General features: G+C 71.3%; 27 protein-coding genes and 1 pseudogene. 18 read left to right on the top strand and 10 right to left on the bottom strand.

Annotation, left to right across the window (positions count from 1 at the left end; all coding sequences use genetic code 11):
- Positions 1 to 107 precede the first annotated feature (107 nt).
- Positions 108 to 1,028 (top strand): class E sortase, encoded by a 921-nt coding sequence (locus tag AYO52_RS09155; RefSeq protein WP_082923907.1) that lies wholly within the window; start codon positions 108 to 110, stop codon positions 1,026 to 1,028.
- A gap of 4 nt (positions 1,029 to 1,032) precedes the next feature.
- Positions 1,033 to 1,185 (top strand): hypothetical protein, encoded by a 153-nt coding sequence (locus tag AYO52_RS18575; RefSeq protein ID WP_172812140.1) that lies wholly within the window; start codon positions 1,033 to 1,035, stop codon positions 1,183 to 1,185.
- Between the two features lie 57 nt (positions 1,186 to 1,242).
- Here the strand turns inward: AYO52_RS18575 and AYO52_RS09150 are convergent, their stop codons facing one another.
- Both AYO52_RS09150 and AYO52_RS09145 read right to left on the bottom strand, forming a co-directional pair.
- Complete coding sequence (locus tag AYO52_RS09150; RefSeq protein ID WP_253702030.1) at positions 1,243 to 2,034, bottom strand: SurA N-terminal domain-containing protein; 792 nt, start codon at positions 2,032 to 2,034, stop codon at positions 1,243 to 1,245.
- 149 nt (positions 2,035 to 2,183) lie between these two features.
- The gene (locus AYO52_RS09145) at positions 2,184 to 3,323 is read right to left on the bottom strand and encodes a hypothetical protein (RefSeq protein WP_067716212.1); all 1,140 of its coding nucleotides are present in this window, start codon (positions 3,321 to 3,323) and stop codon (positions 2,184 to 2,186) included.
- Between the two features lie 106 nt (positions 3,324 to 3,429).
- Between AYO52_RS09145 and AYO52_RS09140 the strand changes: the two genes are divergently transcribed.
- Positions 3,430 to 5,079, top strand: coding sequence for an MFS transporter (locus AYO52_RS09140; protein ID WP_067716266.1), 1,650 nt, complete (start codon positions 3,430 to 3,432; stop codon positions 5,077 to 5,079).
- 50 nt (positions 5,080 to 5,129) lie between these two features.
- On the opposite strand, the gene AYO52_RS09135 is transcribed toward AYO52_RS09140, so the two are convergent.
- Both AYO52_RS09135 and AYO52_RS09130 read right to left on the bottom strand, forming a co-directional pair.
- Complete coding sequence (locus AYO52_RS09135; RefSeq protein ID WP_067716210.1) at positions 5,130 to 5,462, bottom strand: cupin domain-containing protein; 333 nt, start codon at positions 5,460 to 5,462, stop codon at positions 5,130 to 5,132.
- 74 nt (positions 5,463 to 5,536) lie between these two features.
- Positions 5,537 to 7,606 carry an NADPH-dependent 2,4-dienoyl-CoA reductase gene (locus AYO52_RS09130; protein WP_067716207.1) on the bottom strand — a complete coding sequence of 690 codons (2,070 nt, stop codon included), beginning with the start codon at positions 7,604 to 7,606 and terminating at the stop codon, positions 5,537 to 5,539.
- A gap of 333 nt (positions 7,607 to 7,939) precedes the next feature.
- Here AYO52_RS09130 and AYO52_RS09125 point away from each other — a divergent pair, with 333 nt between their 5' ends.
- The 3 genes from AYO52_RS09125 (at position 7,940) to AYO52_RS09115 (ending at position 10,121) form a co-directional block, all read left to right on the top strand.
- Positions 7,940 to 8,491 carry a CAP domain-containing protein gene (locus AYO52_RS09125; protein ID WP_067716204.1) on the top strand — a complete coding sequence of 184 codons (552 nt, stop codon included), beginning with the start codon at positions 7,940 to 7,942 and terminating at the stop codon, positions 8,489 to 8,491.
- 253 nt (positions 8,492 to 8,744) lie between these two features.
- The gene (locus AYO52_RS09120) at positions 8,745 to 9,389 is read left to right on the top strand and encodes a CAP domain-containing protein (RefSeq protein WP_067716201.1); all 645 of its coding nucleotides are present in this window, start codon (positions 8,745 to 8,747) and stop codon (positions 9,387 to 9,389) included.
- A gap of 162 nt (positions 9,390 to 9,551) precedes the next feature.
- Complete coding sequence (locus AYO52_RS09115; protein ID WP_007628333.1) at positions 9,552 to 10,121, top strand: CAP domain-containing protein; 570 nt, start codon at positions 9,552 to 9,554, stop codon at positions 10,119 to 10,121.
- A 43-nt stretch (positions 10,122 to 10,164) separates the two neighbouring features.
- Here the strand turns inward: AYO52_RS09115 and AYO52_RS09110 are convergent, their stop codons facing one another.
- Positions 10,165 to 10,701, bottom strand: coding sequence for a TetR family transcriptional regulator (locus AYO52_RS09110; RefSeq protein ID WP_067716199.1), 537 nt, complete (start codon positions 10,699 to 10,701; stop codon positions 10,165 to 10,167).
- A 106-nt stretch (positions 10,702 to 10,807) separates the two neighbouring features.
- On the opposite strand from AYO52_RS09110, the gene bioB reads away from it, so the two are divergent.
- From bioB to bioD, 4 genes are read left to right on the top strand one after another with little or no spacing between them, the layout of a single operon-like run.
- The gene (gene bioB / locus AYO52_RS09105; RefSeq protein ID WP_067716196.1) at positions 10,808 to 11,959 is read left to right on the top strand and encodes a biotin synthase BioB; all 1,152 of its coding nucleotides are present in this window, start codon (positions 10,808 to 10,810) and stop codon (positions 11,957 to 11,959) included.
- Between the two features lies 1 nt (position 11,960).
- Positions 11,961 to 13,355 (top strand): adenosylmethionine--8-amino-7-oxononanoate transaminase, encoded by a 1,395-nt coding sequence (locus AYO52_RS09100; RefSeq protein ID WP_082923902.1) that lies wholly within the window; start codon positions 11,961 to 11,963, stop codon positions 13,353 to 13,355.
- The gene (locus AYO52_RS09095; protein ID WP_067716193.1) at positions 13,352 to 14,536 is read left to right on the top strand and encodes an 8-amino-7-oxononanoate synthase; all 1,185 of its coding nucleotides are present in this window, start codon (positions 13,352 to 13,354) and stop codon (positions 14,534 to 14,536) included. The genes AYO52_RS09100 and AYO52_RS09095 overlap by 4 nt, the downstream gene beginning before the upstream one ends.
- Positions 14,533 to 15,324 carry an ATP-dependent dethiobiotin synthetase BioD gene (gene bioD / locus AYO52_RS09090; protein WP_067716190.1) on the top strand — a complete coding sequence of 264 codons (792 nt, stop codon included), beginning with the start codon at positions 14,533 to 14,535 and terminating at the stop codon, positions 15,322 to 15,324. The genes AYO52_RS09095 and bioD overlap by 4 nt, the downstream gene beginning before the upstream one ends.
- On the opposite strand, the gene AYO52_RS09085 is transcribed toward bioD, so the two are convergent.
- Positions 15,302 to 16,225 (bottom strand): acyl-[acyl-carrier-protein] thioesterase, encoded by a 924-nt coding sequence (locus AYO52_RS09085; RefSeq protein ID WP_067716187.1) that lies wholly within the window; start codon positions 16,223 to 16,225, stop codon positions 15,302 to 15,304. The two genes, bioD and AYO52_RS09085, sit on opposite strands and share 23 nt — an antisense overlap.
- A gap of 201 nt (positions 16,226 to 16,426) precedes the next feature.
- On the opposite strand from AYO52_RS09085, the gene AYO52_RS09080 reads away from it, so the two are divergent.
- From AYO52_RS09080 to AYO52_RS09070, 3 genes are all read left to right on the top strand, one after another.
- Positions 16,427 to 17,221 carry a phosphatase PAP2 family protein gene (locus AYO52_RS09080; RefSeq protein ID WP_156523577.1) on the top strand — a complete coding sequence of 265 codons (795 nt, stop codon included), beginning with the start codon at positions 16,427 to 16,429 and terminating at the stop codon, positions 17,219 to 17,221.
- Between the two features lie 112 nt (positions 17,222 to 17,333).
- Positions 17,334 to 17,522, top strand: coding sequence for an antitoxin VbhA family protein (locus AYO52_RS09075; RefSeq protein WP_067716182.1), 189 nt, complete (start codon positions 17,334 to 17,336; stop codon positions 17,520 to 17,522).
- Between the two features lie 16 nt (positions 17,523 to 17,538).
- Positions 17,539 to 18,243, top strand: a complete 705-nt coding sequence (locus tag AYO52_RS09070; RefSeq protein WP_067716179.1) for a Fic family protein — start codon at positions 17,539 to 17,541, stop codon at positions 18,241 to 18,243.
- A gap of 53 nt (positions 18,244 to 18,296) precedes the next feature.
- Here the strand turns inward: AYO52_RS09070 and AYO52_RS09065 are convergent, their stop codons facing one another.
- The gene (locus AYO52_RS09065) at positions 18,297 to 18,647 is read right to left on the bottom strand and encodes a helix-turn-helix transcriptional regulator (RefSeq protein WP_067716176.1); all 351 of its coding nucleotides are present in this window, start codon (positions 18,645 to 18,647) and stop codon (positions 18,297 to 18,299) included.
- 98 nt (positions 18,648 to 18,745) lie between these two features.
- Here AYO52_RS09065 and arsB point away from each other — a divergent pair, with 98 nt between their 5' ends.
- From arsB to AYO52_RS18865, 3 genes and pseudogenes are all read left to right on the top strand, one after another.
- On the top strand, positions 18,746 to 19,858 hold the full coding sequence (gene arsB / locus AYO52_RS09060) for an ACR3 family arsenite efflux transporter (RefSeq protein WP_067716174.1): 1,113 nt from the start codon (positions 18,746 to 18,748) through the stop codon (positions 19,856 to 19,858).
- Positions 19,855 to 20,259: pseudogene (locus tag AYO52_RS18870) on the top strand (low molecular weight phosphatase family protein); the annotation flags it as partial. The gene arsB and the pseudogene AYO52_RS18870, both read left to right, overlap by 4 nt.
- 18 nt (positions 20,260 to 20,277) lie before the next feature.
- Positions 20,278 to 20,691, top strand: coding sequence for an arsenate reductase ArsC (locus AYO52_RS18865; protein WP_067716261.1), 414 nt, complete (start codon positions 20,278 to 20,280; stop codon positions 20,689 to 20,691).
- A 55-nt stretch (positions 20,692 to 20,746) separates the two neighbouring features.
- Here the strand turns inward: AYO52_RS18865 and AYO52_RS09050 are convergent, their stop codons facing one another.
- From AYO52_RS09050 to AYO52_RS09040, 3 genes are all read right to left on the bottom strand, one after another.
- On the bottom strand, positions 20,747 to 22,249 hold the full coding sequence (locus tag AYO52_RS09050) for a glutamine synthetase beta-grasp domain-containing protein (protein ID WP_067716171.1): 1,503 nt from the start codon (positions 22,247 to 22,249) through the stop codon (positions 20,747 to 20,749).
- A 92-nt stretch (positions 22,250 to 22,341) separates the two neighbouring features.
- Positions 22,342 to 23,019 (bottom strand): trimeric intracellular cation channel family protein, encoded by a 678-nt coding sequence (locus AYO52_RS09045; RefSeq protein WP_067716169.1) that lies wholly within the window; start codon positions 23,017 to 23,019, stop codon positions 22,342 to 22,344.
- 15 nt (positions 23,020 to 23,034) lie between these two features.
- On the bottom strand, positions 23,035 to 24,015 hold the full coding sequence (locus AYO52_RS09040; protein ID WP_067716166.1) for an LLM class flavin-dependent oxidoreductase: 981 nt from the start codon (positions 24,013 to 24,015) through the stop codon (positions 23,035 to 23,037).
- A gap of 305 nt (positions 24,016 to 24,320) precedes the next feature.
- Here AYO52_RS09040 and AYO52_RS09035 point away from each other — a divergent pair, with 305 nt between their 5' ends.
- Together AYO52_RS09035 and AYO52_RS09030 are read left to right on the top strand one after the other, a co-directional pair.
- Entirely contained in the window at positions 24,321 to 25,475 is a 1,155-nt protein-coding gene (locus tag AYO52_RS09035; RefSeq protein ID WP_067716163.1) for a phosphotransferase family protein, read from the top strand.
- 90 nt (positions 25,476 to 25,565) lie between these two features.
- Positions 25,566 to 26,681 carry a hypothetical protein gene (locus tag AYO52_RS09030; protein WP_067716160.1) on the top strand — a complete coding sequence of 372 codons (1,116 nt, stop codon included), beginning with the start codon at positions 25,566 to 25,568 and terminating at the stop codon, positions 26,679 to 26,681.
- Positions 26,682 to 26,781 lie beyond the last annotated feature (100 nt).

Below are 26,781 nucleotides of genomic sequence, written 5' to 3'. Positions count from 1 at the left end.
ATGGGGTTGATTCCATCACCGCCGGGGCCGCGGTGTCCCCGGATCCCGTCGTGAGACCATTCCAGCGTGGCGCCGAGGCACGGGCATGCACCGGGGTGGTCGAGCAGATGAGCCGACCCCCCGCCCCGTCGCGCACACCGGCCCGCAGCGCAGCCGGCGACTCCCGCCGCGAGCCCGGCGAGCCCCGCCGCTCGCCCGGCAAGCCCCGCCGCGCACCGGGCGTCGGCCAGATCCTCGGCGAACTGCTGCTCACCGTGGGTGCGGTCCTGCTGCTGTACGGGTTCTACGAGGCGTTCTGGACGAACCTCGCCTCCGGGCGACTGCAGGCCGAGGCCGCCGCCGGCCTCGAGGAGCAGTGGGGCGACGGTCCCGGCCCCGACGCGAGTGGCCCCGGCGCAGCCGGTCGGCCCGCCCGCGAACCGATCCCGCCGCCTGTGCCGACGCTCGGCGACCCCTTCGCCCGGATCCACCTGCCGACGCTCGGCCCAGACGCGGTCTACGCGGTGGTGGAGGGGACGCGCGCCGAGGACCTGCGCACCGGGCCGGGCCACTACCCCGGAACCCAGCTGCCCGGCGAGCCGGGCAACGCCGCGCTCGCGGGCCACCGCAACGGCTCCGGCGCCGTCTTCGAGCACCTCGACCGGCTGGACTCGTGCGATGCGATCGTCATCGAGACCGAGACACAGTGGCAGACCTACCGGCTCCTGCCGGTGGAGCCCGGCGGCGCGGATCGGCTCGCAGCCGCGCGCGAGTGCCTCACCCCGCAGCAGGCCGACCGCGTCGCCGTCGGCGACTACGCCCACGTCCCGGGCCGGCACATCACGACCCCCGACGCGGTCGAGGTGATCGCCCCGGTCCCCGGCGTGGCGGGCGCGCCCGCGGACGACGCGACCGAGGCCCCCGAGCGCCTGCTCACCCTGACCACCTGCCACCCGATGTACAGCAACGCCGAGCGGCTCATCGTGCACGCCGCCCTCGTGGAGACCACCGCGAAGACCGACGGCCGCCCGGCCGCCCTGGAGGAATGAGCCGATGTACGCCTACCTGTGGCGATCCCTGCCCGGCCCGCGGCCGGTCAAGGTCGCGCTCGTCCTCATCCTGCTGACGGCCGTGTTCCTGCTGCTCATGGAGGTCGTGTTCCCGTGGGTGGCGCAGCAGCTGCCGCACACCGACGTCACCGTATAGACAGAACCGCCGCGCAGTCGCCGTGACCGTGGCGGCGACGCCACCGCGGCGGGCCCCCTAGATGTGGACGGTCACGTCCGCATCCGCGCGGAGCTTCTGCGACAGCTCCTCCATCGCGCCGGCCTCCTTCTCGGCCCGCACCTGCTCCTCGACCTGGCCGCGGACCTGCTCCAGCGGCGGCAGCCCGCCACCGCCGGCCGCACCACCGCCGGACATCGCCTGCTGCTGCGCGACCTGCTCGTAGGCGGCCTGCACCTCGGCGTCGGTCGCCTCGAACACCCCGTACTCGTCGATGATCAGCTTCTGGACGCGCAACTGCTTGTCGATCTGGTCCAGCACGGCCTCGCGGTCCAGGCCCTGCCCGCCCATCGCCTCGACGAACTCGTCGGTACTGACCTGGTTGCGCTCGGCGAACACGGCCAACTCGGCCTGGATCTCCTCATCGGAAACCTCGATCCCCCGAGTGCCGGCCTCCTGCGTGAGCAGTTCGGTGCCGATCAACCCGTCAGTGGTCAGCTCCTTGAGCTGCGCCTCGTCGACGGGCTGGCCGGACATCTGGGCCTGCATGCTCATCTGCTGGTACTGGTTCTCGAACACCGACAGGAACTCGTCGCGTGAGATCTCGGTGCCGTTCACCTCGGCCACCGGGTCGGGGATGTCGGAGGTGTCGGGCCCGTCCGCGGACTGCTCGCCCTCCTGCCCGGGCTCAGCTGCCTGTTCGGACTGCTCGGCTGCTGCCTGCGTCTGGGCGGCGCCGCCCTCGTCGTCGTCGCCCCCGGTACCGCACCCCGCGACCACCAGTACGAGTCCTGCGGCGGCGACCGCCGACCTCCACGTTCGTGTGCGCACTCGATCTCCTGACGTTGACGTGTGCGTGAAGCCGCGACGCTACACATCCGAGTTGAGCGGGAGCTGTGCACGAGACGCCAGCGGGTGCGGGCAGCGCGCCGTCACGCGCCGCCCGCACCCACGTCGGCGTCGGGGGCCGGCGTCGGGGGTCAGAATCGGAGGATCGCGCCCTCCGCCACGTCCTTCGGCAGGGAGTCCACCACGACCACCGATCCGGACGTGGCCAGAACCTGACCGACCGCGGTGTCCAGATCGTCGGGGCCGTGCTCGGCGGTGCAGCGGCGACGGGTGAGCAGCAGCGTCTCGACGCGTCCCTCGCGGGCGGCGTGCAGGATGTCCGACCCGCCACCGGCCAGTGCGCGACCGGCGCCGATCGCGTCACCGAAGCGTTCCGCGACCGCGTCGGACTGCCGTTGCATCGCCGGCCGGACCACCGCCCACGCACGCTCGTGCAATTCGGCGGGCGACAGGGCGTCCGGGTTGCCGGCGGCCACCTCGTCCACCAGGTGTTCGTAGTTCAGGTACCCGCGGAACTGCGGGAGATGCTCGGTCACCGCCGCCAGGACGACGGGCCGCCGATCGTTGGGGCGCAGCGCCTCCTGCAGCCCCTTCGCGATCTGCCGCAGGAACTTCTCCCGCTGCACGTCCCCGACCTCGGCGCCCGTGCCGTGACTGTGCACCATCCCCCCGCCGGCCCTGTTCGCCCCGGGGCCGGCGCCGGCGGCCCCGCTGAACCGCTGCTGCTGGTGCGAGGGCGGCTGGATATCGCCGGCCATGTCGTCGATCGAGGACGGGATCGAGCCCAGGTCGAGCTCGCGGATAGTCGAGGCGGTGCCCTCGAGCAGGCGGACCTTGTTCTGACTGCCGGCGAGGACCAGGAACTCGCCGTCACCGACCGCGGCCGGCACGATCGGCCGGACGGCGAACCGGTCGCTCACGTGGACCGCCTCGGCGACGTCCGTGGACAGGCGGTACGCGCGCCAGAACCCCTTCGACGCGAACAGCGCGAGACCGTCGGACAGGCGCTGCCAGTACGCGTCGTCCTCCAACAGGGCGACCAGCGGGCCGAGGATCTCGTCGGACTCCTCCTGGGCCACGCCGTGCGCCTTGAGTCGGGTCTCGGCGTCCTTGATGAGCGACTTGGCGCGGATGGGGTTCTCGCGGACCTCTGCCCCGGCCCGGGCCGTGGGCAGGAAGATCGACACGGCCCGGCCGCTGGCGGTGCCCAGCTCGGCGAGGTCGGTCAAGGGGATCGGATCGACTTCTGCGGTGCGGGTGACATCAGCCATGACCCGACGCTACTGACCGCAGCGGCGCACGGGTAGGTCGTGACAGGGTTGTTGCGCGCCCGTGACCTTCGGGCCCGGGGCGTCCGCCGTGGATACCATCGCGGAAGTGACCGATGCGCCCGTGACCCCCGCGACGACCCGGCCGGTCAGCACCGCCCGGGTCCTCACCACCCTGATGGTCCCGATGTTCATGGCGCTGCTCGCGCTGTCGGTGATCAACGTGGCGCTGCCGGTGATCGGCACCGCGCTGGACTCGGATTCGCAGGGCCTGCAATGGGTGGTGTCCGGGTACGCGCTCGCGTTCGGGCTACTGCTCGTGCCGTCGGGGCGGCTGGGCGACGCGACCGGGCGCAAGCGCCTGTTCCTGGCGGGCGTGGCGGTGTTCGTCGGCGGCGCGGTGGTCGCCGGGTTCGCGCAGTCGATCGAGATGCTCAACCTGGCGCGCCTCATCCAGGGTGTGGGCTCGGGGATGCTCAACCCGCAGACGTTCGGCCTCATCCAGAAGTACTTCAGCGGCGGGGCGCGGGCGCGCGCGTTCGCCACGCTGGCCACGACGGTCTCCGTCGCCACCGCCTCCGGGCCGCTCGTCGGCGGGGTGCTCATCGAGGTCCTCGGCGACGACCTCGGCTGGCGCGCGATGTTCCTGGTCAATGTGCCGCTCGGCGTGCTGGCGCTGGTGTTGGGGTGGCGCTGGTTGCCCGACGACCGCCGCCTCCCGCCCGGCGAGGCGGGGCCCGACGTGGGCGGGTCCGCCGCGCGCGCCGGCGCCATGGCGCGGCTCGCCGCGCAGGGTGACGGTGGAGCGCGGGGTGATGAGGCCGCACGTAGGGGTGAAGCGGCACGTGGGGGTGAGAGTGGATACGACGACGAGGCCAGCCGCGCCTCCAGGATCGCGGCCGCCGTGAACGCAGGCCTGCCGAGGCCTCGGCACCGGGGCCGGCGGGATCGCCTGGACCTCGACCCGGTCGGCATCGTTCTGCTCGGCGTGGCCGTGCTGTCGCTGATGCTGCCGTTCCTGACCCGTGGCGGGAACCTCGCCTACTGGGCCCTGGTGCCGGTGGGGCTGGGCCTCATGGCCGCGTTCGTCTGGTGGGAGCGGCGGTACGAGCGGATCGGGCGGCCTCCGCTGGTCAACCCGGACATCTTCCGGGATCCCGCGTTCCGCAACGGCATGGTCATCGTGTCGATCTACTTCGTGGGCGGCACGAGCCTGTGGATCGTCATGCCGATGTACCTGCAGTTCCACCTGGGTTACGCGCCCATCGATTCCGCGTTCGTCAGCCTGCCCGCTTCTGTGCTCGCGGCCATCTCGGCACAGGTGGCGGGGCGGTTCGTGCTCCAGCTCGGGCGGCGGATGGTCATCGGCGGCTTCTGCCTGACGATCACCGCGCTGCTCACGTTCATCCTGCTCGCGGGCGTGGTGGACTCCGGGGCGGTGAGCTATCTGATTTTCATGGTTCCCGCCGCGATGATGGGCACCGCGCAGGGCATGACCATCTCCCCCAACCAGACGCTCACCCTGCGCGCGGTGGATCCCGAATACGGTGGGGTCGCCGGCAGCATCATCTCGCTGGGCCAGCGCATGGGTACCGCGGTGGGCACGGCGATGGTGCCGGGCGTGCTGTTCTGGATCGTCGAAGAACGGGACGACTGGCTGCTCGCGTTCCGGGTGGCGCTCGGCGTGATCGCGGTGTTGGCCGCGGGCGCGTTGGCGTTCAGCATCGTCGACCGCCGCCGCGAAGTGCGCTGCGGCTGACCGGCCTCGGCCCTCACCGCTGACCGCCGTGTGCCCGGCCGGTATGGGTGCTACCCGATTTTTGCCACTGTCAGGAGGACGACCGAGTCCTCTTCAGCCTCGAGTCCGTGCCGACTGTCGGGGATCCGGAGCAGGTCCCCCGGTGAGCCGTTCCACGCGTCATTCTCGACAGTGAGCGACACCCTGCCCTGGAGGACGTAGACGGTGGCCTCCCCGGGGTTGTTGTGCTCGGTCAGGGCCGTTCCGGCGGTCAGCGCGATGAGCGTCTGGCGCATGACGTGCTCATGGCCGCCGAACACCGTGTCCGCACTGCGGCCACTCGTCGACTGTTGCGCGGTTGCCAACAGATTCCGCCCGAGCGCGGTCAGGGAGTTCTTCTTCATGTGGGTTCTCCTGTCTCCTACGACCCACTGTGCCAAGAGGGCGCAGGGTCCGTTGACGGAATGGCCCACTCGGATCACAAGGTTGCTGCCAGCTCCACGCCCTGCTTGATGGCGCGCTTCGCGTCGAGTTCGGCGGCCACGTCCGCCCCACCGATCACGTGGACACGCGAGCTCCGCCCGTGCGGGCCACGCTGCGCCTCCAGCCCGGCGACGAGATCGCGGACCGACTCCTGCCCTGCACACACGACGACCGAGTCGACCTGCACGACCCTCGAGAGTCCCTGCGCATCGCGGATGTGCAACCCGTCGTCGTCGACCTTCACGTAGGTCACCCCGGTGTGCTTCCGCACGCCGCCGGCCTCGAGCTCGGCGCGGTGCACCCAGCCGGTGGTCTTGCCCAGGTCCCGGCCGATGCGGGAGGTCTTGCGCTGGAGCAGGTGCACCTCGTGGGCCGGCTGGGCATGCACGGCCGTGCCCAGTCCCGCGCGCTCGAGCGCCGGATCGGTCACGCCCCAGTGGCGCCGCCACGCCTCCACATCCGTGGAGTGGCCGGTCGGCTCGCGACCGTCGACGGCGATCCCGGGCCCGCCGGCCAGCAGGAACTGCGAGACGTCCACGCCGATGCCACCGGCGCCGATCACCGCGACCCGGCGGCCGGGCGTACGCGCGCCGGTGAGCAGCTCGGGATAGGTCATGACCATGGGGTGATCGGCGCCGGGGATCGTGATCTCGCGCGGCCGCACCCCGGTGGCGATCACCACGTGGTCGAAGCCCGCGAGATCGTCCGGGTGGGCGCGGCGGCCGAGGTGCACCGGCACGCCGAGGACGTCCAGGCGCCGGCTGAAGTAGGCGATCGACGCCGCGAACTCCTCCTTGCCCGGCACGCGCATCGCGTAGCGGAACTGCCCACCGAGCTCGTCCTCCGCCTCGAAGACCTCCACCGCGAGCCCGCGGGACGCGGCGGCCTCGGCGCACGCCAGCCCCGCGGGTCCCGCGCCGACCACCGCCACCCGCCGTCGTGTGGGGGCCACGGTGAGCAGGAGCTCGGTTTCGCGGCCGGCGCGCGGATTGACCAGGCAGGAGGCACGTTTGTTGGCGAAGGTGTGGTCGAGACAGGCCTGGTTGCAGGCGATGCAGATGTTGATCTCGTCGGCCCGCCCCTCGGCGACCTTGGCGGCGAACGCCGGGTCCGCCAGCAGCGGCCGCGCCATGGACACCAGGTCCGCCTGACCGCCGGCGATGATCTGCTCCGCGATGTCCGGGGTGTTGATGCGGTTGGACGCGATCACCGGGACACCGACGGTCTGCTTGAGCCGGGCCGTGAGGTCGACGAACGCGGCCCGCGGCACGGAGGTGACGATGGTGGGGATGCGGGCCTCGTGCCAGCCGATGCCGGTGTTGAACACGTCGACACCCGCGGCCTCGAGGCGCTGCGCGAGCTCGGCGGTCTCCTCCCACGACTGGCCGCCGTCGACCAGGTCGAGCAGGCTGATCCGGTACTGCAGCAGGAAGTCGCGGCCCACCTCGGCGCGGACGCGGCGCACGATCTCCTCTGGCAGCCGCATCCGCCTGCTCGCGGTGCCGCCCCAGGAGTCGGTGCGGTCATTGGTCCGGGCGGCGAGGAACTGGTTGATGAGGTAGCCCTCCGAGCCCATGATCTCGATGCCGTCGTACCCCGCGCGCCGCGCCAGGCGGGCGGCGCGGACCCAGTCGTCGATCGTCCGCTCGACACCCCGGGCGCTCAGGGCGCGGGCTCTGAACATGCTGATCGGCGATTTGGTCGACGCGGCCGAGCGGACGAACGGCTGGTAGCCGTAGCGGCCGGCGTGGAGGACCTGCAGGAGGATGTGGGCACCTTCGGCGTGGACCGCCTCGGTGAGGCCGCGGTGCTTGTCGGCCATCCTGCGCGAGGCCATCATCGACCCGGCCGGCAGCAGCCATCCCTCCACGTTGGGCGAGTACCCGCCGGTGACCATGAGGGCGGCCCCGCCGCGCGCCCTCTCGGCGAAGTAGGCGGTGAGCTCGGGCAGGTGCTTCGAGCGGTCCTCCAACCCGGTGTGCATGGACCCCATGACCACGCGGTTGCGCAGGGTGAGATGCCCGACGGCGAGGGGACTGAGGAGGTGAGAGTGACTGTGGCCCATGGGGGCTGATTCTGCCCGGTATCCGGTCCCCCGACACCGCCGTAGAGGAATTTTCGCTCACCGGGGCGTCCGGACCGCCCGTGGCGATGCGGGCCGATCAGGGGCACGCCCGAACATCGATCCGGAGGCGTCGCACGCCTTAACTGGACGAACGTCTGTGTGACGAGTCAGCAACTTGGGCGCCTGACCTGCAGTTTTGAGGGTGCACAAACTTGTGTCGCGGGGGTCGATAATGCGGCGATCTCGAAGAACTGACCTTATCCTCAGATTCGTGGCTTCCCTCGGTCACATGTCCTCCCCCGACGTTCCCCCAACCCCTCAGGAATCCCCTCAATGCGAACCATCGTCAGGCGGCGCATCGGCGCCGTCGCCGCCGCTGCCGCCACCTTCCTCGCCCTGGCCGCCCCCGTCACCGCCGCCCAGTCGCTCCAGTTCACCGTGGGCGCGCCCGCCCCCTGTGAGCAGGCGACCCCGGCGGAGACCGAGCAGGTGATCGCGGACATCCACGAGTACACCAACCGCGAGCGCGTCTCCCGCGGCCTCAACCCCGTCACGCGCCTCGCCAGCCTGGACCGGATCGCCCAGGACTGGAGCGAGCAGATGGCCAGCGTGGACAAGATGACCCACAACCCGCAGATCGAGACGCTGATGGAGATCACCTACGACGGATCTCCGCTGAGTGACGGGGACTGGAAGAGTTACGGCGAGAACGTGCTGCAGAACTGGTGCGGCGCCTCGGGCGAGGCGCTCGTCCAGCAGTGGATGAACTCGCTTCCGCACCGCCTCAACCTACTCAACCCGTTGCACACCCACCTCGGTGTGGGCGTGGAGGTCGCCGACAGCCGGAAGCTGTACTCCACCCAGAACTTCGCCCGACTGACCTGACCCCCGCGGCCCCCTCGGTCGTCGCCCCCTCCTACGGCGCCCCCACCCCCGGTCCACACCGGCGGCGGGGGCGCCGTCGTGTCGGCGCCGTCTCGCGCGCCGCCATACGAATGGGAATCGCATCGGTGTAACGCATGTGACTAGAGTGACGACAGAGGCAGGAGTGAACCGGCTTGGGTGGCACCGTCCGATCCGGCACACGCTCCACACGCAGGCCACGGCGCGAGCCGCGGCCCGAGGAAAGGACCATCGCGTGCGTCATCCCCTTCGTTCCGCCGTCGCCACCGGCGCGGCCGCCCTCCTGCTCGCCTCCGGCACTGGCACGGCGGCCGCGCAGGGCTCACTGGAGCTCGCGCTGCCGTTCTTCGCCACCATCCCCGGCCTGGCCTCCCTCACCCCGGACGCCCCCGGGGCACGCTCCGCCCCGGCGGCCGACCCGGCTGCCGCGGCCGCGGACGATCTGCTGCCCGAGGAGATCAGGCTGATGGCGTTCGAGGGCAGCGTGGTGGCCGCCGTCAACGAGGCCCGCCTCGTGGTGGGCGCCGACCGGCTCGTCACCGACCCCCGACTCGAGGCGTCAGCCCGCGAGCGGGCCGCCCAGCTCGCCGCGGGCGACCCCACGACCGGCGAGGTGACCGTCCCCGCGGATGCGCGAGTCGACGCCGATACTCCCGGCGCGGACGCTCCCGGCGAGGCCGCGGACGTCGACCAGTCCGGCGACCGCACCGTTCTCGCGCTGCCCGCCGGCGCGACCCCGCAGAAGGCACTCTCGGCCCTGCTCGCCGACACCGGCATGCGCGAGCGGATGCTGGACGGCCGGTTCGTCCGAGTGGGCGTGGGCGTGGCCACCGCCGAGGACGGCACCGTGCACGTGGTGCAGGACTTCGCCCGCGACTGACTGCCGGACGATCGTCCAGCGGGGGTGGGGTGGATAACGCCCCTCCCCTGCTCACGGTGGTTACGGGGTCATGACGGCTGGCTTAGGGCTGGAGCCGGTTCCTACCGTTGCGCTCGGCGACCCGACAGTCGGGTCCCCAGCACCCGAAAGTTACCGACACTCGTGACCCGAGCCCTCCAGCACCTGCGTCGTGGCCTGATCCTGGCCGCCGCGGCTTCCGCCACCCTCGCCCTGAACGCGGCCCCGCAGGCCTCGGCCCAGGCGCCGCAGATCCAGCTGCCCCAGATCCACCTCCCGGGCCTGACGATCGGTTTCGCCAACCCCGCCCCCGCCGGCACCGCGCCGACGATCGACCCCGCCTCCGCCGAGTACCGGGCCCAGCTCGAGGGCGCCACCAACGCCGCCCGCACCGCACACGGCCTCGCCCCTCTCGCCGTCAACGGCGGCCTCACCGCGGTGGCCACCAACTGGAGCGGCACGCAGGCCGCGCAGAACCGCATGTTCCACAACCCGGACGTGGGCGCGCAGATCCCCGCCGGGTGGGGCCACTACGGCGAGAACGTGCTGCAGAACTACGCGCACGCCACCCCGCAGCAGCTGGTGGACCAGTGGATGGCCTCCCCCGGCCACCGCGTGAACCTGCTCAACCCGGGCCACACCTCGATGGGCGTCGGCGCCGCGGTGGCCGCGGACGGCAAGCTCTATGCCACCCAGGTCTTCGCCCGCTACTGAAGCGCCCAGCCCCCGCCCCGGACGCTCTTCTCGATGGGAGTCGTCAGGCCTGGACGCCGGCGAGCATCGCGTCGAGACCCTGCCGGAAGCGCGGATCGAACTCGACCGTCGGCGTCGCGGGGTCGGCGACCGTGAGGTTGTGGTGGGTCTGCTCCTCCAGGCTCAGGCCCACCACGTAGCCCGTCAGGGCCGTGGTCAACCCCGGCGCGCGGCCCTCGAGTCCGTGGCGGGAGCACGCCGCCTCGACCACCTCGGCGACCGGATTCACCGCACCCGCGGCCAGACCCAGCGCCACGATCTCGGCGCCGTCCGGAACGCCGGTGACGGCCGCGCGCAGCGCCTGACCCACCGCCCGTAGTTCGTCGGCGGCCGAGTTCCCCTCCCCGACGGGACCCATCGTCGCCAGGATGCGCTCCGCGACGACCGTGAGCAGCGCCTGCTTGGACGGAACGTGCCAGTACAGCGCGCTCGGTTGGACCCCCAGCCGGGTCGCCAACGTGCGCATCGACATGCCGGGTAGCCCCGACTCGCGGAGCAGTTCCAGGGCGGTGTCGACGACCGCCGTCTTTGTCAGGGCCACGGGCGCCGATCCTACCGGCCGCCACCACCCTCTTCTGAACGCTGTACAAGTCGACGACCGTGCGCTAGCTTGAACGGCGTTCAATGAACGGCGTTCAGGAGGAACCATGGCCATCACGACCCCCCGCTGGCACGAGCTCGCGGATCACGTACTCGACGGCGGAGTCGTCACCGCGGCGGACGCCCTCGCCGTGCTCCGGTCCCCGGACTCCGAGCTCATGGAGGTGGTCGCGGCCGCGTCCCGGCTGCGGTTCCAGCACTTCGGCAACAAGGTCAAGGTCAACTACCTGGTCAACCTCAAGAGCGGCCTGTGCCCGGAGGACTGCTTCTACTGCTCGCAGCGGCTCAACTCCACCGCCGGCATCCTGCGCTACACCTGGCTCAACACCGAGGAGGCCGTCACCGCGGCCAAGGCGGGCATCGCGGCCGGCGCCTCCCGAGTGTGCCTGGTCGCCAGCGGCACCGGCCCCAGCAATCGCGAGGTCGGCAAGGTCTCCGACATCATCGAGGCCATCAAGTCCGACACCCCGGGCGTCGAGGTGTGCGCCTGCCTGGGTGCACTGAAGGATGGCCAGGCGGAGAAGCTGTGCTCCAGCGGCGCCGACGCCTACAACCACAACCTCAACACGGCCGAGAGCCATTACGAGGACATCTGCACCACCCACACCTACGCCGACCGGGAGCACACGGTCGCCCAGGCCCACGGCGCCGGACTCTCGGCGTGCTCGGGCTTCATCGCGGGCATGGGCGAGACGCACGAACAGCTCGTCGAGCTCGCCTTCGACCTGCGAGCCAAGGACGTCGACTCGATCCCGGTCAACTTCCTGCTGCCCTTCGACGGCACCCCGTTCGAGGGCGTGGACACCCTCAACCCGCGCGACTGCCTGCGCATCCTCGCGATGGTCCGCTTCGTCGCCCCCGACACCGAGATCCGGATGGCCGCCGGCCGCGAACGCCACCTCGGCTACCTCCAGGGCATGGGCCTCTACGTGGCCAACTCACTCTTCCTGGGCGACTACCTCACCAGCGAGGGCCAGCCCGGCGGCGAGGACCTGCAGATGATCGCCGACGCCGGCCTCGAGGTCCTCCAGATGGACCACCCGGCCGGGGACACCGGGGACGGGACCGTGGAGGCCGCCACCGCGAACGCGCCCGCGAATGCCGCCGGGCCGGCCACGCCCGCCGTCGCCACCGGGCGGGACCAGAAGGTGGCCATCCGCACCCGCGGGGCCGGCACCAGCGAGCCCGCGAACGCCTGACATGTCCGCCTCGGTCCACTCTCCCGGTGCCCGGGACCTCGTCGTCGTCGACACTCCCTCCTCCCCCTCCACCCCGGACGACGCCGCGGCGATGCTGGCCGCCGACGCCGAACAGGCCGCCACCACCGCGCTGCTCGCCGCCGACGCCGAGCACGTCTGGCACCCCTACGGTGGGTTCCCGGCGAGCACGCCGCCGCTGCCGGTCGTCTCCGCCTCGGGGGTCCGGCTGCGGCTGGCGGACGGGCGCGAGCTCATCGACGGCATGAGCTCGTGGTGGGCGGCCATCCACGGCTACCGGCACCCGCACCTCGACGCGGCCGCGCACCGGCAGGTCGACACGATGAGCCACGTGATGTTCGGCGGGCTCACGCACGCACCGGCCGTCGAACTGGCGACCCGGCTCGCCCGCATGTCGCCGGGCGAGCTGAACAAGGTGTTCCTCACGGACTCGGGCTCTGTATCCGTAGAGGTGGCCGCGAAGATGGCGATCCAGTACCAGCGTTCGCTCGGCCGCCCCGAACGCACCCGGCTGGCGACGTGGCGCGGCGGCTACCACGGCGACACCCTGTCGCCCATGAGCGTGTGCGACCCCGACGGCGGCATGCACTCGATGTGGCGCGGGGTGGTGGCCGAGCAGGTCTTCGCGCCCGCCCCGCCCGCCGACTACGACCCCGCTTACGTCGCGGAGCTCGAGCGGGTGATCCGTGGGAGCGCCGACGAGCTGGCGGGGATCATCGTCGAGCCGGTGGTCCAGGGCGCGGGCGGGATGCGCTTCCACCACCCCGGTTACCTGCGCGACCTGCGCCGGTTGGCCGACGAGACGGGCATGCTGCTCATCTTCGACGAGATCGCCACCGGCTTCGGCCGCACCGGCGAGCTGTGGGCCGCCGACCACGCGGGCGTCGCACCGGACGTGATGTGCGTGGGCAAGGCCCTGACCGGCGGGTATCTCACCCTCGCCGCGACACTCACCACCGACCGGGTGGCCGAGGTCATCAGCGCCGGCGAGGCGGGGGGCCTGGCGCACGGGCCGACGTTCATGGGCAATCCGCTGGCGTGCGCGGTGGCGTGCGCGTCGTTGGACCTGGTGGCCGGCGGCGGGTGGCGGCGCGATGTGCCGCGCATCGAGGCGCGACTGCGCCACGGGCTGGCGCCCGCGCTCGACGTGCCCGGTGTGGTCGACGTGCAGGTGTTGGGGGCAATCGGCGTGATCCAGCTGGCCGAGCCGGTGGAGATGACGACGACGACAACAGCCATCACCTCGCACGGCGTGTGGCTACGCCCCTTCCGGGATCTCATCTACACGATGCCGCCGTACACCTCTACGGATGACCAGATCGATCGGATCTGTGCGGCGGCGGTTGCAGGGGCTGCAGCGGCAGGGGCGGGCCGATGACCATGCAGACATCCCCCGCCCTGGACTGGCTCGACGACGCCGCCGCCGACCGGGCCGCCCGGCATGTGCGGCGGGTGCTGGCCCCACGCGCGGCCGATGACGGCGTGATCGACCTCGCCTCCAACGACTACCTCGGGCTGGGTCGGCACCCCGAGGTCGTGGACGCCGCCGTGGCAGCGACGCGCCGTTGGGGTGCGGGCGCGACGGGATCACGCCTGGTCACGGGCACGACGGAGGAGCATCTGGCGCTCGAGGACGAGCTCGCCGAGTTCACTGGCAAGCCCGCCGCGCTGGTCTTCTCCTCCGGGTACACCGCCAACCTCGGAGCCGTGGTGGCGCTGTCCGGGCGGGGATCGCTCATCGTCTCCGACGGCGGCTCGCACGCGTCGTTGGTGGACGCGTGCCGGCTCGCGAGGGCGCGTGTCGTCGTCGTCGACCGGGGTGACGTCGCGGCGGCGGCACGCGCCCTGGCCGAGCGCACCGAGGAGCGCGCGCTGGTCGTTACCGACTCGGTGTACAGCGCCGACGGTGAGCTGGCTCCCCTGCTCGCGCTGCACGGGGCGAGCCGCGCGCACGGCGCGGTCCTGCTGGTCGACGAGGCCCACGGCCTCGGCGTGCGCGGCGACCGCGGGCGGGGGCTCGTGGACGAACTGGGGTTGAGCAGGCACGAGGACGTGGTGGTCACGGCGACGCTGTCCAAGGCGCTCGGGTCGCAGGGCGGGGTGGTCCTGGCGTCCGAGCGGGTGCGCGAGCACCTCATCTGCAGCGCGCGCACCTTCATCTTCGACACCGGCCTCGCCCCCGCCGCGGTCGGCGCGGCCCGCGCCGCCCTCGGCGTCCTGCGCCGCGACCCCTCGCTCGCCTCGCGCGTGGTGGAGGTCGCCGAGCACCTGGCCGCGGTCACCGGCGCCGAGCAACCACGCTCGGCGGTGGTGTCGGTGATCCTCGGCGACCCCGCCCGCGCGGTCTCCGCCGCCGGCAGGTGCCTCGAGCTGGGCGTCCGGGTGGGGTGCTTCCGCCCGCCGTCGGTTCCCGAGGGCACCGCGCGGCTGCGCCTCACCGCCAGGGCAGACCTCTCCGACGCCGACCTCGCGCGGGCGAGCGACGTGCTGGCGCAGGTGTTGGGCGAGCACGGGCACCCGGTTGGCACGGCCACGCGGCTCGAGGGGGCCCGCGCATGACCGCCGCGCCCGCCCCGGTGCCGATCGTCATCACCGGCACCGGCACCGACGTGGGCAAGACCGTCGCCACCGCCGCGCTGGCCGCCCACGGCCTGGCGGAGGGCCTGGACGTGGGGATCTGCAAGCCGATCCAGACGGGACTGGGCCCGGGCGAGCCGGGCGACGCCCACGAGGCCGCGCGCCTGTCCGGGGTGCGGCGGGTGCTGGAGGTCCGTCGGCTGCCCGATCCGCTGGCGCCCGAGACCGCCGCCCGCGTCGCCGGCCTGCCGCAGTCCACGCTGCCCGAGTTGATCGATCCGATCCGCGCGTGGCTCCGCGCCGACGGCGGGTCGGCGTCCGACGCCGCGGCGACTTCCGGACCTGCAAGCGGCCGCCTGGATCTGGTCGAGGGCGCCGGCGGCGTGCTCGTCCGGCTCGGTACCGACCTCACCGTCCTCGACCTCGCCCGGTCGCTCGACGCCCCGGTCATCGTGGTCGCGAGGGCCGGACTGGGCACGCTGTCGGACACCGAGCTCACCGTCCGCGCGATCGAGGCGGCGGGTCTGCGGTGCGCGGGGATCGTCATCGGGTCCTGGCCGGCCGATCCGGACCTCGCCGAGCGCTGCAACCTCGAGGATCTGCCCCGCCTGACCGGGGTTCCGGTGCTCGGCCGGGTGCCCGCGGGTGCAGGGGCGCTGTCGCAGGCCGAGTTCGGGCGGCGCGCACCGGGGTGGTTCGACTCGGGGCCGGTGACCGCCCTCCGGCGGGACGACCCCAGCGCGCAGGTCACTCCTGCGGTCGGTACCTGACGGAGGCGGTGGGGCTGGCGGAGGCGGGGCTGGCGGAGGCGGGGCTGGCGGAGGCGGCGGGAATCGGGGTGACGAGAACGGCGGCAGCCACGATGCCGTCGACCATCAACCACAGCTCGAGCCGGTCCCCCGCGCGTCGGCGGCGGACGGTCATCGTCGCCCCCTGTGTCACCGGGCGGAGGTACTCGATGACGACCCGGTGACGGCGCTGCAGCAGGTCTGCGTGCTGCTGGAGCTCGTCTTCGACCACCGCCAGATACGCGGCGTTGTTGACATGCTGCAGCGGGTCGAAGTCGGTGCTGCGCAGGAGGTGCGGCCTGTCCTGCGGCTCGCCGGGCCGCTCAGGTGGGCAGCCCTGCGTCAGGCCGGCCCACCGGAGGCGGTGGATGTCGGTGGTGCCGGCCAGGCTGGCCATGCCGGAGTCGCTGATCCGGGCGGGCAACCCGGCCGCAGTGACGTTGATCCAGAACGCCTCGGTCTCCACCAGCCCGCCTCGGCGAGTCGGGGGGCCGGGTGCCGCGGTGCCGGGTGCTGGCATGCCGTCGGGGTCCTCAGGGTTCTCGGAGTCCTCGACGGTCAGCCGCACGCGCATGTTCGCCCACCGGCTGGACAGGCCGGAGCACCACCGCTGGAGTCCGACGGTGGCCGGCCACGAGATCGGTTCGATCACGTCGATCACAGTTCGGCGCACGATCCAGAACGGGTCGGTCCGGGCATGACCGGTGGCGTCGAGGTTGTCCGCGGCGATGTCCTGGAGGTAGCGGGCGACGCTGTCCAGCCGGAGCCTGCGCTGGGGATCGACGTCGCCCGTCCGCACCCGACGGCGAGTGGAGAATCCCGCCTCCGGCGAGGGCGGCGGTTCAAGGGCGTGCAGTGACGCACCGCGACCGAGATCGTCCATTCGAGGGACCCCTTCCACACCATCGAGCACCACAGCTCGCCGGCCACCGGGCACACAGAGCGGCGGACCGCTGTGCGGGTGAGCTCGGGCGGTGGTGGGAGCAGAGTACCGATCAACGGGCCGTGGCGGGAGCACTCGCTCGCGCCGATCCGGGCTCGTCCGATCCGCGTGCTCTCGGTGAACCTCCCTAGGCTGGTCAGCGTGACGTCTGACAACACCGGCCCAGAAGCCGACCCGGAAGTCGAGCCGGTGGCCGACCGGGGAACCGACCGGGACGGGAACCCCGTCGGCCGGAGCCTGGCACGCAGATCGGTGTCGGCTCTCGCGGTGGCCGGGCTCGCCTTCTTCGTCCCACTCCTGTTCTTCGTCCTGCTCGCGGAGGACGTGGCCGAGCAGGAGATCTTCCCCTTCGACCGACCGGTGATGCTGTGGCTCCATTCGGTGTCGACCCCCTCGCTCACGGCGGTGATGGAGGCGGTGACGCTGCTCGGGGGGATCGTCGTGGTCCCGGTGGCTGCGACCGGAGCGGCGGTGGCACTGTGGTGCCGCGGCTCCCGGCGGAACGCCACGCTGCTGGCGGCGGCGGTCGTTGGATCGACACTGCTCAACACCGCGCTCAAATCGGTATTCCAACGGTCCCGCCCCGATTTCTGGGAACACCTCGTCACGGAGAACTCCTACTCGTTCCCGAGCGGCCATGCGATGGCCAGCATGGCGCTCGCGGCGGTGCTAGTGGTCCTGGCCTGGGGAACGCGGTGGAGGTGGAGGGCCGTGGTCGCGGGGGCGGTGTACGTGCTCGCCGTCGGGATCTCGCGGATGTACCTGGGAGTCCACTACCCGAGCGACGTGATCGCGGGCTGGTGTGTATCCGTGCTGTGGGTCGCGGTGGTCGTCGTGGTCCTGGATCGCATCGTCACGGATCGCATCGAGGCGTGGCGCCACCGGCGGGGCGGCGGCACCGACCGGCTCGCCCGAACACCCCGTCGCGAGCGCTGAGTGCCGGCCACCCCCATCACCGCCGAGGTCTCGCCGCACGGTTCAGTTCACCAATGCTCCTCAGTGCCGCTGAGCAGGTAGAATCGGCTGCACGTCGACGCAAGGAGACTGTGTGGCCACCCGTATCCGCCCGACCACCGACCAGGCACTCGCAGGAGCCGCCGCCGGCCATCGCATGGCCGGCATGGAGCCGTCACCCGAGGCCCTCGAGATCACCCGCCGGTTCGCCGACGGGCTCCTCACCCGCGACCGGGCTCTCGCCGAGATCCGCGCCGCGGTGCGTGAGCGCACCGCTCCCTGACGCTGCCCTCACGCCCATGAACCCCCGAGATCCGTACAAGGAACCCTCGGGGGTTCTGCGTAACCGACTGGGCATCTCCGACCCCGCCGAACTGGCGGAATACGAGCGCGACCTGGCCTTCTTCCGGGTCGTGGAACTGGAACTCAGCCCACTGGAGGGTCGATTCGATTTCGAGCACCTCCGCGCGATCCACCTCTACATCCTCCAGGACATCTTCGACTGGGCCGGCGAGCTCCGCACCGTCGACACCCGCGCCCTCGGCATCCCTCATGCCCGCCCGCAGTTCCTGCCCGACGAGCTCGACCGGGTCTTCCGGCAGATCGCCACCCGACCGCCCAGCACCACCGACCCCGACGCGGCCACCGACACCATCGCCGAGCACTGGTCCGAGCTCACCCTCGTACACCCGTTCCGCGACGGGAACAGCCGCACTCAGCGAGTCTTCTTCGACCAGATGTTCCGCCACGCCGGGTGGGCCGTCAACTGGGCCGACATCGACGCCTCAGCGGCCCACGCCGCCCGCCATATGTCGGTGTACGGGCGGCCGGACTACCTCGCCGACCAGCTCAGACACGGCGTCCACCCGGCCACCGAGCTCGCCGAGGGCCGCCTGGCCACCACCCTGGGCAACCGCTCGCTGCTCGACTCCTCCGCGCACTTCCGCGCCATGCGCGAGCACCACAGGGCCGCGGTCATCACGCCCTACGGTCGCACTGGGTAACCGACTGTCGACCGGGCTACCCACCGGGCTCCCCACCGCGTTGTCGCGCCCGGTCAGGACAGGTCGAGGAAGCTACGCAGGTCGTCGAAGGACTCGCGCACCACCGAGTAGTGCGCCCACTTGCCGCGCTGCTCGCGGACCAGCAACCCGGCCTCGACGAGCTTCTTGAGATGGTGGCTGATCGTCGGCTGGCTGATGTCGACCACTTCGAGGAGGTCGCACGCGCACACCGAGTCACACCCCTGAGCCGCGATATGCGACAACAGGCGCAGCCGCATCGGGTCCGCGAGCGCCTTGAGTCGCGCCGACATCCGCTCGGCGGTGGGAGCGTCCACCGGCCCCGCCGACATCGAGCAACACGCGTCCTGCACCGGGGCCGACAGGCCGGGTTCCACTGTTGTCATCGTCCACCTCACCTGACCCCGAAGATACATTGACACTCACCGATATGTCAGCCTAGCCTCCCCCATAGACAATCATCGATCTAAGGACGTTCTCCCGGATGAGCACCATGATGACCGGGCCCGGCGTGGCACCGGTCGCCAAGAAGATGTCGTTCCTCGACCGCTGGCTGGCCCTCTGGATCCTCACGGCAATGGCCGTCGGGCTGCTGCTCGGACGGTTCATCCCCGGCCTCGACCGGGCGCTGGACTCGGTGAAGATCGGCGGGATCTCCGTCCCGATCGCCATCGGCCTGTTGGTGATGATGTACCCGGTCCTCGCGAAGGTCCGTTACGACGAGACCCACCGGGTCACCGGTGACCGGAAGCTCCTCACACTGTCGCTGTTCCTCAACTGGATCGCCGGTCCGGCGTTCATGTTCACCCTCGCGTGGGTCTTCCTACCCGACCTGCCGGAGTTCCGTACCGGGCTGATCATCGTCGGCCTGGCCCGCTGCATCGCCATGGTGTTCATCTGGAACGACCTGGCCTGCGGCGACCGGGAGGCCGCGGCGGTGCTGGTGGCGATCAACTCGGTGTTCCAGGTCGTGGCGTTCGGCGCCCTGGGCTGGTTCTACCTCCAGCTGCTGCCCTCCTGGCTGGGGCTGGAGACCACGACGGCCGAGTTCTCCGTGTGGGCGATCGTGCTCTCGGTGTTGGTGTTCCTCGGCATCCCGCTGCTGGCCGGCTTCCTCACCCGAGTGTTCGGCGAGCGGGCCAAGGGCCGGGAGTGGTACGAGGAGACGTTCCTCCCCCGGATCGGCCCGTGGGCCCTCTACGGGCTGCTGTTCACGATCGTGTTGCTGTTCGCCATGCAGGGCGATGCCATCACGTCCCAGCCGCTCGACGTGGCGCGGATGGCCGTGCCCCTCCTGTTGTACTTCGTCCTCATGTTCCTCGTCAGCCTGTTCGCCTCGCGGGCGGTGGGGCTGAACTACGCCAAGTCGACCAGCGTGGCCTTCACCGCGTCGGGCAACAACTTCGAACTGGCGATCGCGGTGTCGATCGGCACCTTCGGCATCGCCTCCGGCCAGGCCCTCGCAGGCGTGGTCGGGCCGCTCATCGAGGTCCCGGTCCTCATCGGGCTCGTCTACGTCGCCCTGTGGGCCGGACCGAGACTCTTCCCGGGCGACCCGACGCTGCCCGATCGTTCGGTGACCGGGACCCGCTCATGACCGGGGAGCAGCAGGCGCACCACGTCCCCGGCGTTCTGTTCGTGTGCGTCAAGAACGGCGGCAAGTCCCAGATGGCGGCGGCGCTCATGCGCCTGCACGCCGGCGACGCGGTCGCCGTCCATTCGGCGGGCACCAAGCCCGGTTCGGCGGTCAACGCGCTCGCCGCGGAGGCGGTCGCCGAGGTCGGCGCCGACATGTCCGGCGAGACACCCACGGCCGTCGACCCCGACCTGCTGCGACAGGTGGACCGGGTGGTCGTCCTGGGCGACGAGGCCGCCGGAGAGGTCGACGACGACGAGGTCAGCGCGCTCGAGATCTGGCGCACCGACGAGCCGTCGCACCGGGGCATCGAGGGGCTGGAGCGCATGCGTCTGGTCCGCGATGACATCGACCGCCGCGTCCGCACCCTGCTCGCAGAGCTGACCGATTCCAGGCCCCGCGTGCTGTTCGTCTGCGTCCACAACGCAGGGCGCTCCCAGATGGCCGCCGGCTACCTGTCCCACCTGGCCGGAGGACGAATCGACGTCCTGTCGGCCGGGTCGGCACCCAAGGATCAGATCAACCCGGTCGCCGTCGAGGCGATGGCCGAGGACGGCGTCGACATCACCTCGGCCACGCCGAAGATCCTCACCACCGACGCCGTCCGCGCGTCCGACGTGGTCATCACCATGGGCTGCGGTGACGCGTGCCCGGTCTTCCCCGGCAAGCGCTACGAGGACTGGGAGCTCGCGGACCCCGCGGGCCAGGGAATCGAGGCCGTCCGGCCTATCCGCGACGAGATCAAGCGGCGGGTCAGCGCGCTGATCTCCGAACTGCTCGAGACCGGATCGTAGCGGGCGGGCAGGGGGCTGGCCCGCTCCCCCGGACCACCTCGCCGACCGGGCAGGTTCAGCCGACGTGCCAGTGACGGCGGATGAGCTCATCCCGGTCGGCCTCTCCGCTTCCGGAGTCGCCCACCTCGTCGTCGTCGTCGTTGCCGTCGTCATCGTCGTCGTCATCACCGCGTAGCCCCGCGAGCACCGAGTCGATGAGCGCGGCGGGGAACACACCGTCGGCCTCGAATATTTCGCGCTCGGCCTCCAGCACGTCGGCCGACTCCGCGCACGAGGTGGGCAGGGTCTCGAAGTCCTCGCCGTCGGCGGCGTTGAGGCGCTCGGCCTGCTCCAGGCTGCCCGGGTCGTCGAGCCCGCGCCTGGCCGCCACTGCCATGCCCGCCAGGAGCAGGTGCACGTCGGCTGAGCCGTCGCCGAGCCGGAACTCGACGGTCTGGGGGTGCGTGGCGGGCTCGGGGATCGGCTCGGAGCTGCCGGGGTTGGCGTGGGCGACCATGTCGGCCAGGACGTCGCCGCCCCAGGCCAGCGGGACCCGGACCAGGCCGGTACGGTCCTGCATCCCCCAGCAGATGTCCTCGGGCGACTCGTCGCCCTCGGCGAACCGCAGGTAGGAGGTGGGGACGGTGTTGCCGAACGCGGACAGTGCCCGGGCGGCCGAGAGGTAGCCGGCGATCAGTCTGCGCGCGGTGTCGGTGATGCCGGCGTCGTCGACGATGACGTTGGTGCCGTCGCGCACCAGGCGGCTGTGGATGTGCAGTCCGTTGCCCGCGCCGTCGCCGCTCACCAGCGGGGCGAAGGTCGCCTCGAGGCCGTGGGCGTAGGCGACCTGACGCACCACCCACTTGGTCAGGACGATGGCGTCGGCGGCCTGCTCCAGCGGGACGGGCTGGAGTTCGATCTCGTGCTGGACCAGCTGTCGGTCATCGGTCAGGATGTTGCCGACCTCGCCGTGCACGTACTTCATCGCGACCCCCATCTCGCGGAGGTGCCCCAGCACCTGCTCGCGGACCCGCTCGTGCTTAGAGAAGGGCGCCGACTCCTGGTAGCCGCGTTCGGACTCGACGGGGTAGATCGGCTCGGGCTCGGCGGCGAGATAGTACTCCAGCTCACCGAAGGCCTCGAGCGTCATGCCGGTCTCCCGCGTCAGCATCTCGGCGGCGCGGCGCACGACCTGCTCGCGCGCGTAGGGCAGCGGCGTGCCGTCGGGAGCGTAGAACGAGCAGAGCGCGTCGAGTGAGGTGCGTTCCCCGAAGGGGTTGAGGAAGGCGGTGCGGTGGCGCGGGACGATGTAGACGTCGCTGGCCTCGGTGTCGGTGCCGGGGAAGACGCTCGAGCCGTCCACCCGCTCGCCGCGGGTGAGCACCTCGTGGAGGTGCTCGCGCGAATTGATGGGGAAGGCGAGCGTCTTGAGCCTGCCGTCGCCGCCGACGTAGCGCAGGTTGACCTGGCTCAGCTCCAGCTGTTCGGCGGCCCGCACGAGGTCGGCGGCGGTGAAGTCGGCCGTCGGCTTGCCGAGTAGGCGGACGAGCGGGTGGGGTTCCAGTGCGTCGATGGCCATGCCCCGTTCTACCAGCGGCAGGGCCGGTACGCTTCCGGTCGACCGGGCGCCCGCGCTGCCGGGGACGCGCCGTCCTTGACGAGCCCGATGCGTCAGTCCAGGTCTCTAGACGAGACCCGGCTCCAGCGGTGCCGACGACGTCCGGGTCGACGGTGCTCGATCTCCTGGTAGTCGAACACCGGTAGTGAGAGTCTGAAGCGGATCGCGGCCACTCGCAGGCCGAACCCCACGACCAGAGTGATCGCCGCGCCCCAGTTCTCCGGGACGCCCGCAGCCGCGAGACCCACGTAGACGAGCGCGGCCAGGATGGCGACACTGGCGTACAACTCGTGCCGGAACACGAGCGGCACCCGGTCGCACAGCAGGTCACGCATGACTCCCCCGAACACGCCCGTGATGACCGCGGCAGCGACGGCGATGACGACGCCGTGGCCCATCTCGAGGGCGATCCGGGCACCGAAGATCGCGAAGACGGTCAGCCCGAGTGCGTCGAGCCCGAGGAAGAGCACCCTGAAGTGCCGCATGAGCGGGGCGACGAACACGGTCACGACCGCGGCCAGCGCGACCAACGCGAGGTAGGACGGATTCTCCACCCAGATGAGCGGATAGTGGCCCAGCAGGACGTCCCGGATCGAGCCACCGCCGATGGCGGTGACGCACGCGACGATCACCACTCCGAACAGGTCCATGCGCTCGCGACCGGCGGCCAGCGCGCCGGTCATCGCCTCGGCGGTGATACCGATGAGGAACAGTATGGTGAGGAATTCCATGGGTTCGACGCGCTACTAGAACCAGAGGTCGGCGAGCAGCTCGATCGACCGGTTCCGCACGACCGGGTCGTAGGCGTAGGTGACGGTGATGAGTTCGTCGGCGTCGGTGCGCTCGACGAACTCGTCCAGCTGCGCCTTGACCGTGGCGGGCGAGCCGACGGCGCTGATCTCGAGCATCGCGGGCGTGCTGCCGGCGAACTCGGACGGGTCGACGGGCGGCTGGATCTTGCGGCTGCGCCCGGCCCGCAGGTCGAGGAACATCTGCTGAAGCGTGGTGAACTGCCGCTGCGCCTCCTCGTCGGTGTCGGCGACGACCACGTTGATACCGGCCATCACCTGGGGTTTGTCGATGCGCGCGGTGGGCGCCTCGGTGCTGAACGAGTCGCGGTAGACGCGGATGGCGTCATCGATCTGGTCGGGCGCGAAGTGGGAGGCCAGCGAGAACGGCAGGCCCAGCTGACCGGCGATGGAGGCGCCGTTGACGGTGGAGCCGAGCACCCAGATCGGCACCTCCGTGTTCTGCGAGACCGACGACAGGATCGGGGTGCTGCGCGCCGTGCCCTCCTCGCCGAACCAGCCCTGCAGGTCGTAGATGTGCCGGGCGAAGGCCTGCGGCTCGGCGGACGAGCGGCTCAGCGCCTGGGCGGTCATGCCGTCGGTGCCGGGCGCGCGGCCGAGTCCCAGGTCGATGCGGTCGCCGTGGATGTTGGCCAGCGTGCCGTACTGCTCGGCCACCATGAGCGGGGCGTGGTTGGGGAGCATGACGCCGCCGGAGCCCACCCGGATCCGTTCGGTCACCGACGCGGCCTGGGAGATGAGCAGCGCCGTGGCGCTGGAGGCGAGGTTGGGGGTGTTGTGGTGCTCGGCGAACCACAGCCGCGAGTAGCCCAGCCGGTCGGCGAGCTGCGCGGACTCCATCGAGGCGGCGATGCCCTCACGCGCGGTGGAGCCCTCCGAGATGGAGACCAGGTCGAGGATGCTCAAGGGGACCGACACAACACACCTTTTTCTACGTTCACCGTTGCAGTAAGGGCCGTGGCGGCCCACGCCCAGAGGCTACCGATCCGCCCATGTCGGTGACGGATCACCGATCTCCCCACCCCCTGTCGGTCCGGGGAACTACCGCGAAGCACTGCGTCGAAGTACGACGACGAGGTCCGCCGCCCCAGACCGCGTGGGCGACTGCGGGGATGCGCATTTCGGATCCCCCGGATTGTGCGTTGGGCCACACTGTGCTCATCGCGGGTCCCGCCCGCGCATCAGGTCCGTACGAAGGGTCCGAACCACATGACGACGATCGCATGACCACCGCACGCTCCGACGAACCACTGCACCAACGGGTGACCTCGGGCGAGGCGGACCTGGACGAGTTCCGCGACCGCCTCACCGCCTGGCTCGCGGCCCGCGACGAGGTCGACGCCTCCGCAGGTGTCGAGGTCTCGGCGGTGAGCAGGCCGGAGAGTTCGGGGATGTCGAACATCTCGGTCCTCTTCGACGCCACCTGGACCCCGGCCGGCCCGGCCTCGACAGGGGGCACAGCCGAGCCCCAGTCCGCGCAGCTGGTGGCCCGGATGTGTCCGCAGGACGACGCGTTCCCGGTGTTCCCCGTCTACGACCTGGCCAAGCAGTTCGACGTGATGCGGGTGGTCGGCGAAGGCACCGACCTGCCGGTCCCCCGTGTCCGCTGGCTCGAGCAGGACCCGGCCATCCTCGGCACGCCCTTCCTGGTGATGGACCGCGCCTCCGGGCACGCGCCGGTCGACAATCCCCCGTACGTCTTCGACGGCTGGTTGCTCGAGATGTCGCCCGAGCAGCGGGCCGAGCTCCAGCGCGAGTCCGTGGCAGTGCTCGCTGCGATCCACCGCATTCCCGCGCCCGCCGACCTCCTGCCGACGCTGGCCCCGGCGCCCGGGATGAGCGCGCTGCGGGCGCACGTCGACGAGCAGCGCGCCTACTACGAGTGGACTGCCCGTGAGGACGGGCTGCGGATCCCACTGATCGAGCGCGCCTTCGACTGGATCGAGGTCCACTGGCCGGCTGAGACCGGGCCTGACGTGTTGAGCTGGGGCGACGCCCGCATCGGCAACATCCTCTACGAGGGCACCACCCCGACGGCCGTGTTGGACTGGGAGATGGCCGCCATCGCTCCGGCCGAGGTCGACCTGGGCTGGTTCCTGTACTTCCACGACCTGTTCCAGGACCTCGCGGTGACCTTCGGGTTCCCCGGGATCCCGGACGTGTTCGACCGCTCCGAGGCCGTCGAGCAGTACGAGCAGCTGACCGGCTCCACCGTCAGTGACCTGCCGTTCTACTACGTCTACGCCGGGCTGCGGCAGGCCATCATCCTGTCGCGGATCACTCGTCGTCGTATCCACTTCGGTGAGCAGGAGGCGCCCTCCCACCCGGACGAGTACGTCCTCCACCACCCCATGCTCGCCCGCCTGATCGCCGACTGACCTCGCCCATCCCGCCGGACCGCCCCGATCGCCCGCCCCACCGCACCGCACCGCACCGCCCGACCGCCTCCCCCGGCCCCGAGGATCCACGTGAAACCCACCCCGCTCGACGAGTTCCCCGTCCACCAGACGCCGCTGCCCATGGCACAGGTGGTCACCAGCGACCGGAATTTCTACGACCGCTACTACTTCAACGCGCACGACCGCACCGGCGACGTGTTCCTCGTGACAGGGTTCGGTGTGTATCCCAACCTCGGGGTCGTGGACGCGTTCGTCACCGTCCGCCACGGCGACACCCAGCGATCCGTGCGGTTCTCCGACGCCCTCGACGCCCGCTCACTCGCGCCCGCAGTGGGGGGCTTCCGGATCGAGGTGATAGAGCCGCTGCGCACCCTGCGGCTGGTGTGCGAGCACCCGGACCTGTCAGTGGACATGACGTGGGAGGGGTCGTTCGACGCGGTGCTCGAGGACCGGCACGTGCTGCTCGAGGGCACGCGCGCGATGCTCGACGCGAGCCGGTTCGCGCAGGTGGGCAGCTGGTCGGGCACGCTCTCGGTCGACGGGCGCGACTTCGCCGTGGATCCCGACGTGTGGTTGGGGACGCGGGATCGCTCGTGGGGCATCCGGCCGAGCGGCGAGCCGGATCCCGCCGGCCGGTGGGCGGCCGAGCCGCGGGAGGGCTTCTGGTGGACCTACGTGCCGCTGCGCTTCGACGACTACGCGATGGTCGTGATCCTGCAGGAGAGCCCCGACGGGCACCGCACGCTAAATCACGCGAGTCGGGTGTTCGCCGACGGGAGGATCGAACAGCTGGGCTGGCCGCGGATGGAGGTCGACTACCGCAGCGGCACCCGTCACCCCGACTGCGCGCGGCTGCACCTGACCACGCCCCGCGGCGAGCCGCTGCTGCTGGAGGTCGAGACCCTCGGCGGCGTTCCGCTGAGCATGGGCTCGGGTTACGTGGGCGACCCGGCGTGGTCGCACGGCCGCTGGATGGGCCGCGACTGGAGCGAGTCGGTCTCCTACGACATGACCTCTCCCGACGTGGTGGCGATGCTGCCGTTCAACACCGTCGACCATGTGGCCCGGGCGACCTGCAACGGCGACGTGGGCTGGGGCCTGTTCGAGCACGCGAACCTGGGCCGCCACGACCCGTCGGGATTCACCGACTGGGGCGATATGGCTGGAACATTAAACGCACGCTGAGCGAGGTTGAAGACTAGTTGCCGACCATACGCGTCTCGCACCGTGCCAAGGGTGTCCGAGCGCCCTCGCTCGCGGTCAGACCTGACTTCCACAAGTTGAC

Origin of the sequence: Dietzia sp. 111N12-1 (genome assembly GCF_001658045.1) — a bacterium.
Classification (GTDB): domain Bacteria; phylum Actinomycetota; class Actinomycetes; order Mycobacteriales; family Mycobacteriaceae; genus Dietzia; species Dietzia kunjamensis.
The sequence above is the reverse complement of the archived record's forward strand: the minus strand, read 5'-3'. Positions and strand labels throughout refer to the sequence as shown.

Bases quoted from the DNA above. Each gene is read 5' to 3' on its own strand.
- AYO52_RS09155 (WP_082923907.1), top strand. From the start codon at position 108: ATGAGCCGACCCCCCGCCCCGTCGCGCACACCGGCCCGCAGCGCAGCC.
- AYO52_RS18575 (WP_172812140.1), top strand. From the start codon at position 1,033: ATGTACGCCTACCTGTGGCGATCCCTGCCCGGCCCGCGGCCGGTCAAG.
- AYO52_RS09145 (WP_067716212.1), bottom strand. From the start codon at position 3,323: ATGGCTGATGTCACCCGCACCGCAGAAGTCGATCCGATCCCCTTGACC.
- AYO52_RS09135 (WP_067716210.1), bottom strand. From the start codon at position 5,462: ATGAAGAAGAACTCCCTGACCGCGCTCGGGCGGAATCTGTTGGCAACC.
- AYO52_RS09130 (WP_067716207.1), bottom strand. From the start codon at position 7,606: ATGGGCCACAGTCACTCTCACCTCCTCAGTCCCCTCGCCGTCGGGCAT.
- AYO52_RS09125 (WP_067716204.1), top strand. From the start codon at position 7,940: ATGCGAACCATCGTCAGGCGGCGCATCGGCGCCGTCGCCGCCGCTGCC.
- bioB (WP_067716196.1), top strand. From the start codon at position 10,808: ATGGCCATCACGACCCCCCGCTGGCACGAGCTCGCGGATCACGTACTC.
- AYO52_RS09100 (WP_082923902.1), top strand. From the start codon at position 11,961: ATGTCCGCCTCGGTCCACTCTCCCGGTGCCCGGGACCTCGTCGTCGTC.
- AYO52_RS09095 (WP_067716193.1), top strand. From the start codon at position 13,352: ATGACCATGCAGACATCCCCCGCCCTGGACTGGCTCGACGACGCCGCC.
- bioD (WP_067716190.1), top strand. From the start codon at position 14,533: ATGACCGCCGCGCCCGCCCCGGTGCCGATCGTCATCACCGGCACCGGC.
- AYO52_RS09085 (WP_067716187.1), bottom strand. From the start codon at position 16,225: ATGGACGATCTCGGTCGCGGTGCGTCACTGCACGCCCTTGAACCGCCG.
- AYO52_RS09070 (WP_067716179.1), top strand. From the start codon at position 17,539: ATGAACCCCCGAGATCCGTACAAGGAACCCTCGGGGGTTCTGCGTAAC.
- AYO52_RS09065 (WP_067716176.1), bottom strand. From the start codon at position 18,647: ATGACAACAGTGGAACCCGGCCTGTCGGCCCCGGTGCAGGACGCGTGT.
- arsB (WP_067716174.1), top strand. From the start codon at position 18,746: ATGAGCACCATGATGACCGGGCCCGGCGTGGCACCGGTCGCCAAGAAG.
- AYO52_RS09050 (WP_067716171.1), bottom strand. From the start codon at position 22,249: ATGGCCATCGACGCACTGGAACCCCACCCGCTCGTCCGCCTACTCGGC.
- AYO52_RS09045 (WP_067716169.1), bottom strand. From the start codon at position 23,019: ATGGAATTCCTCACCATACTGTTCCTCATCGGTATCACCGCCGAGGCG.
- AYO52_RS09035 (WP_067716163.1), top strand. From the start codon at position 24,321: ATGACCACCGCACGCTCCGACGAACCACTGCACCAACGGGTGACCTCG.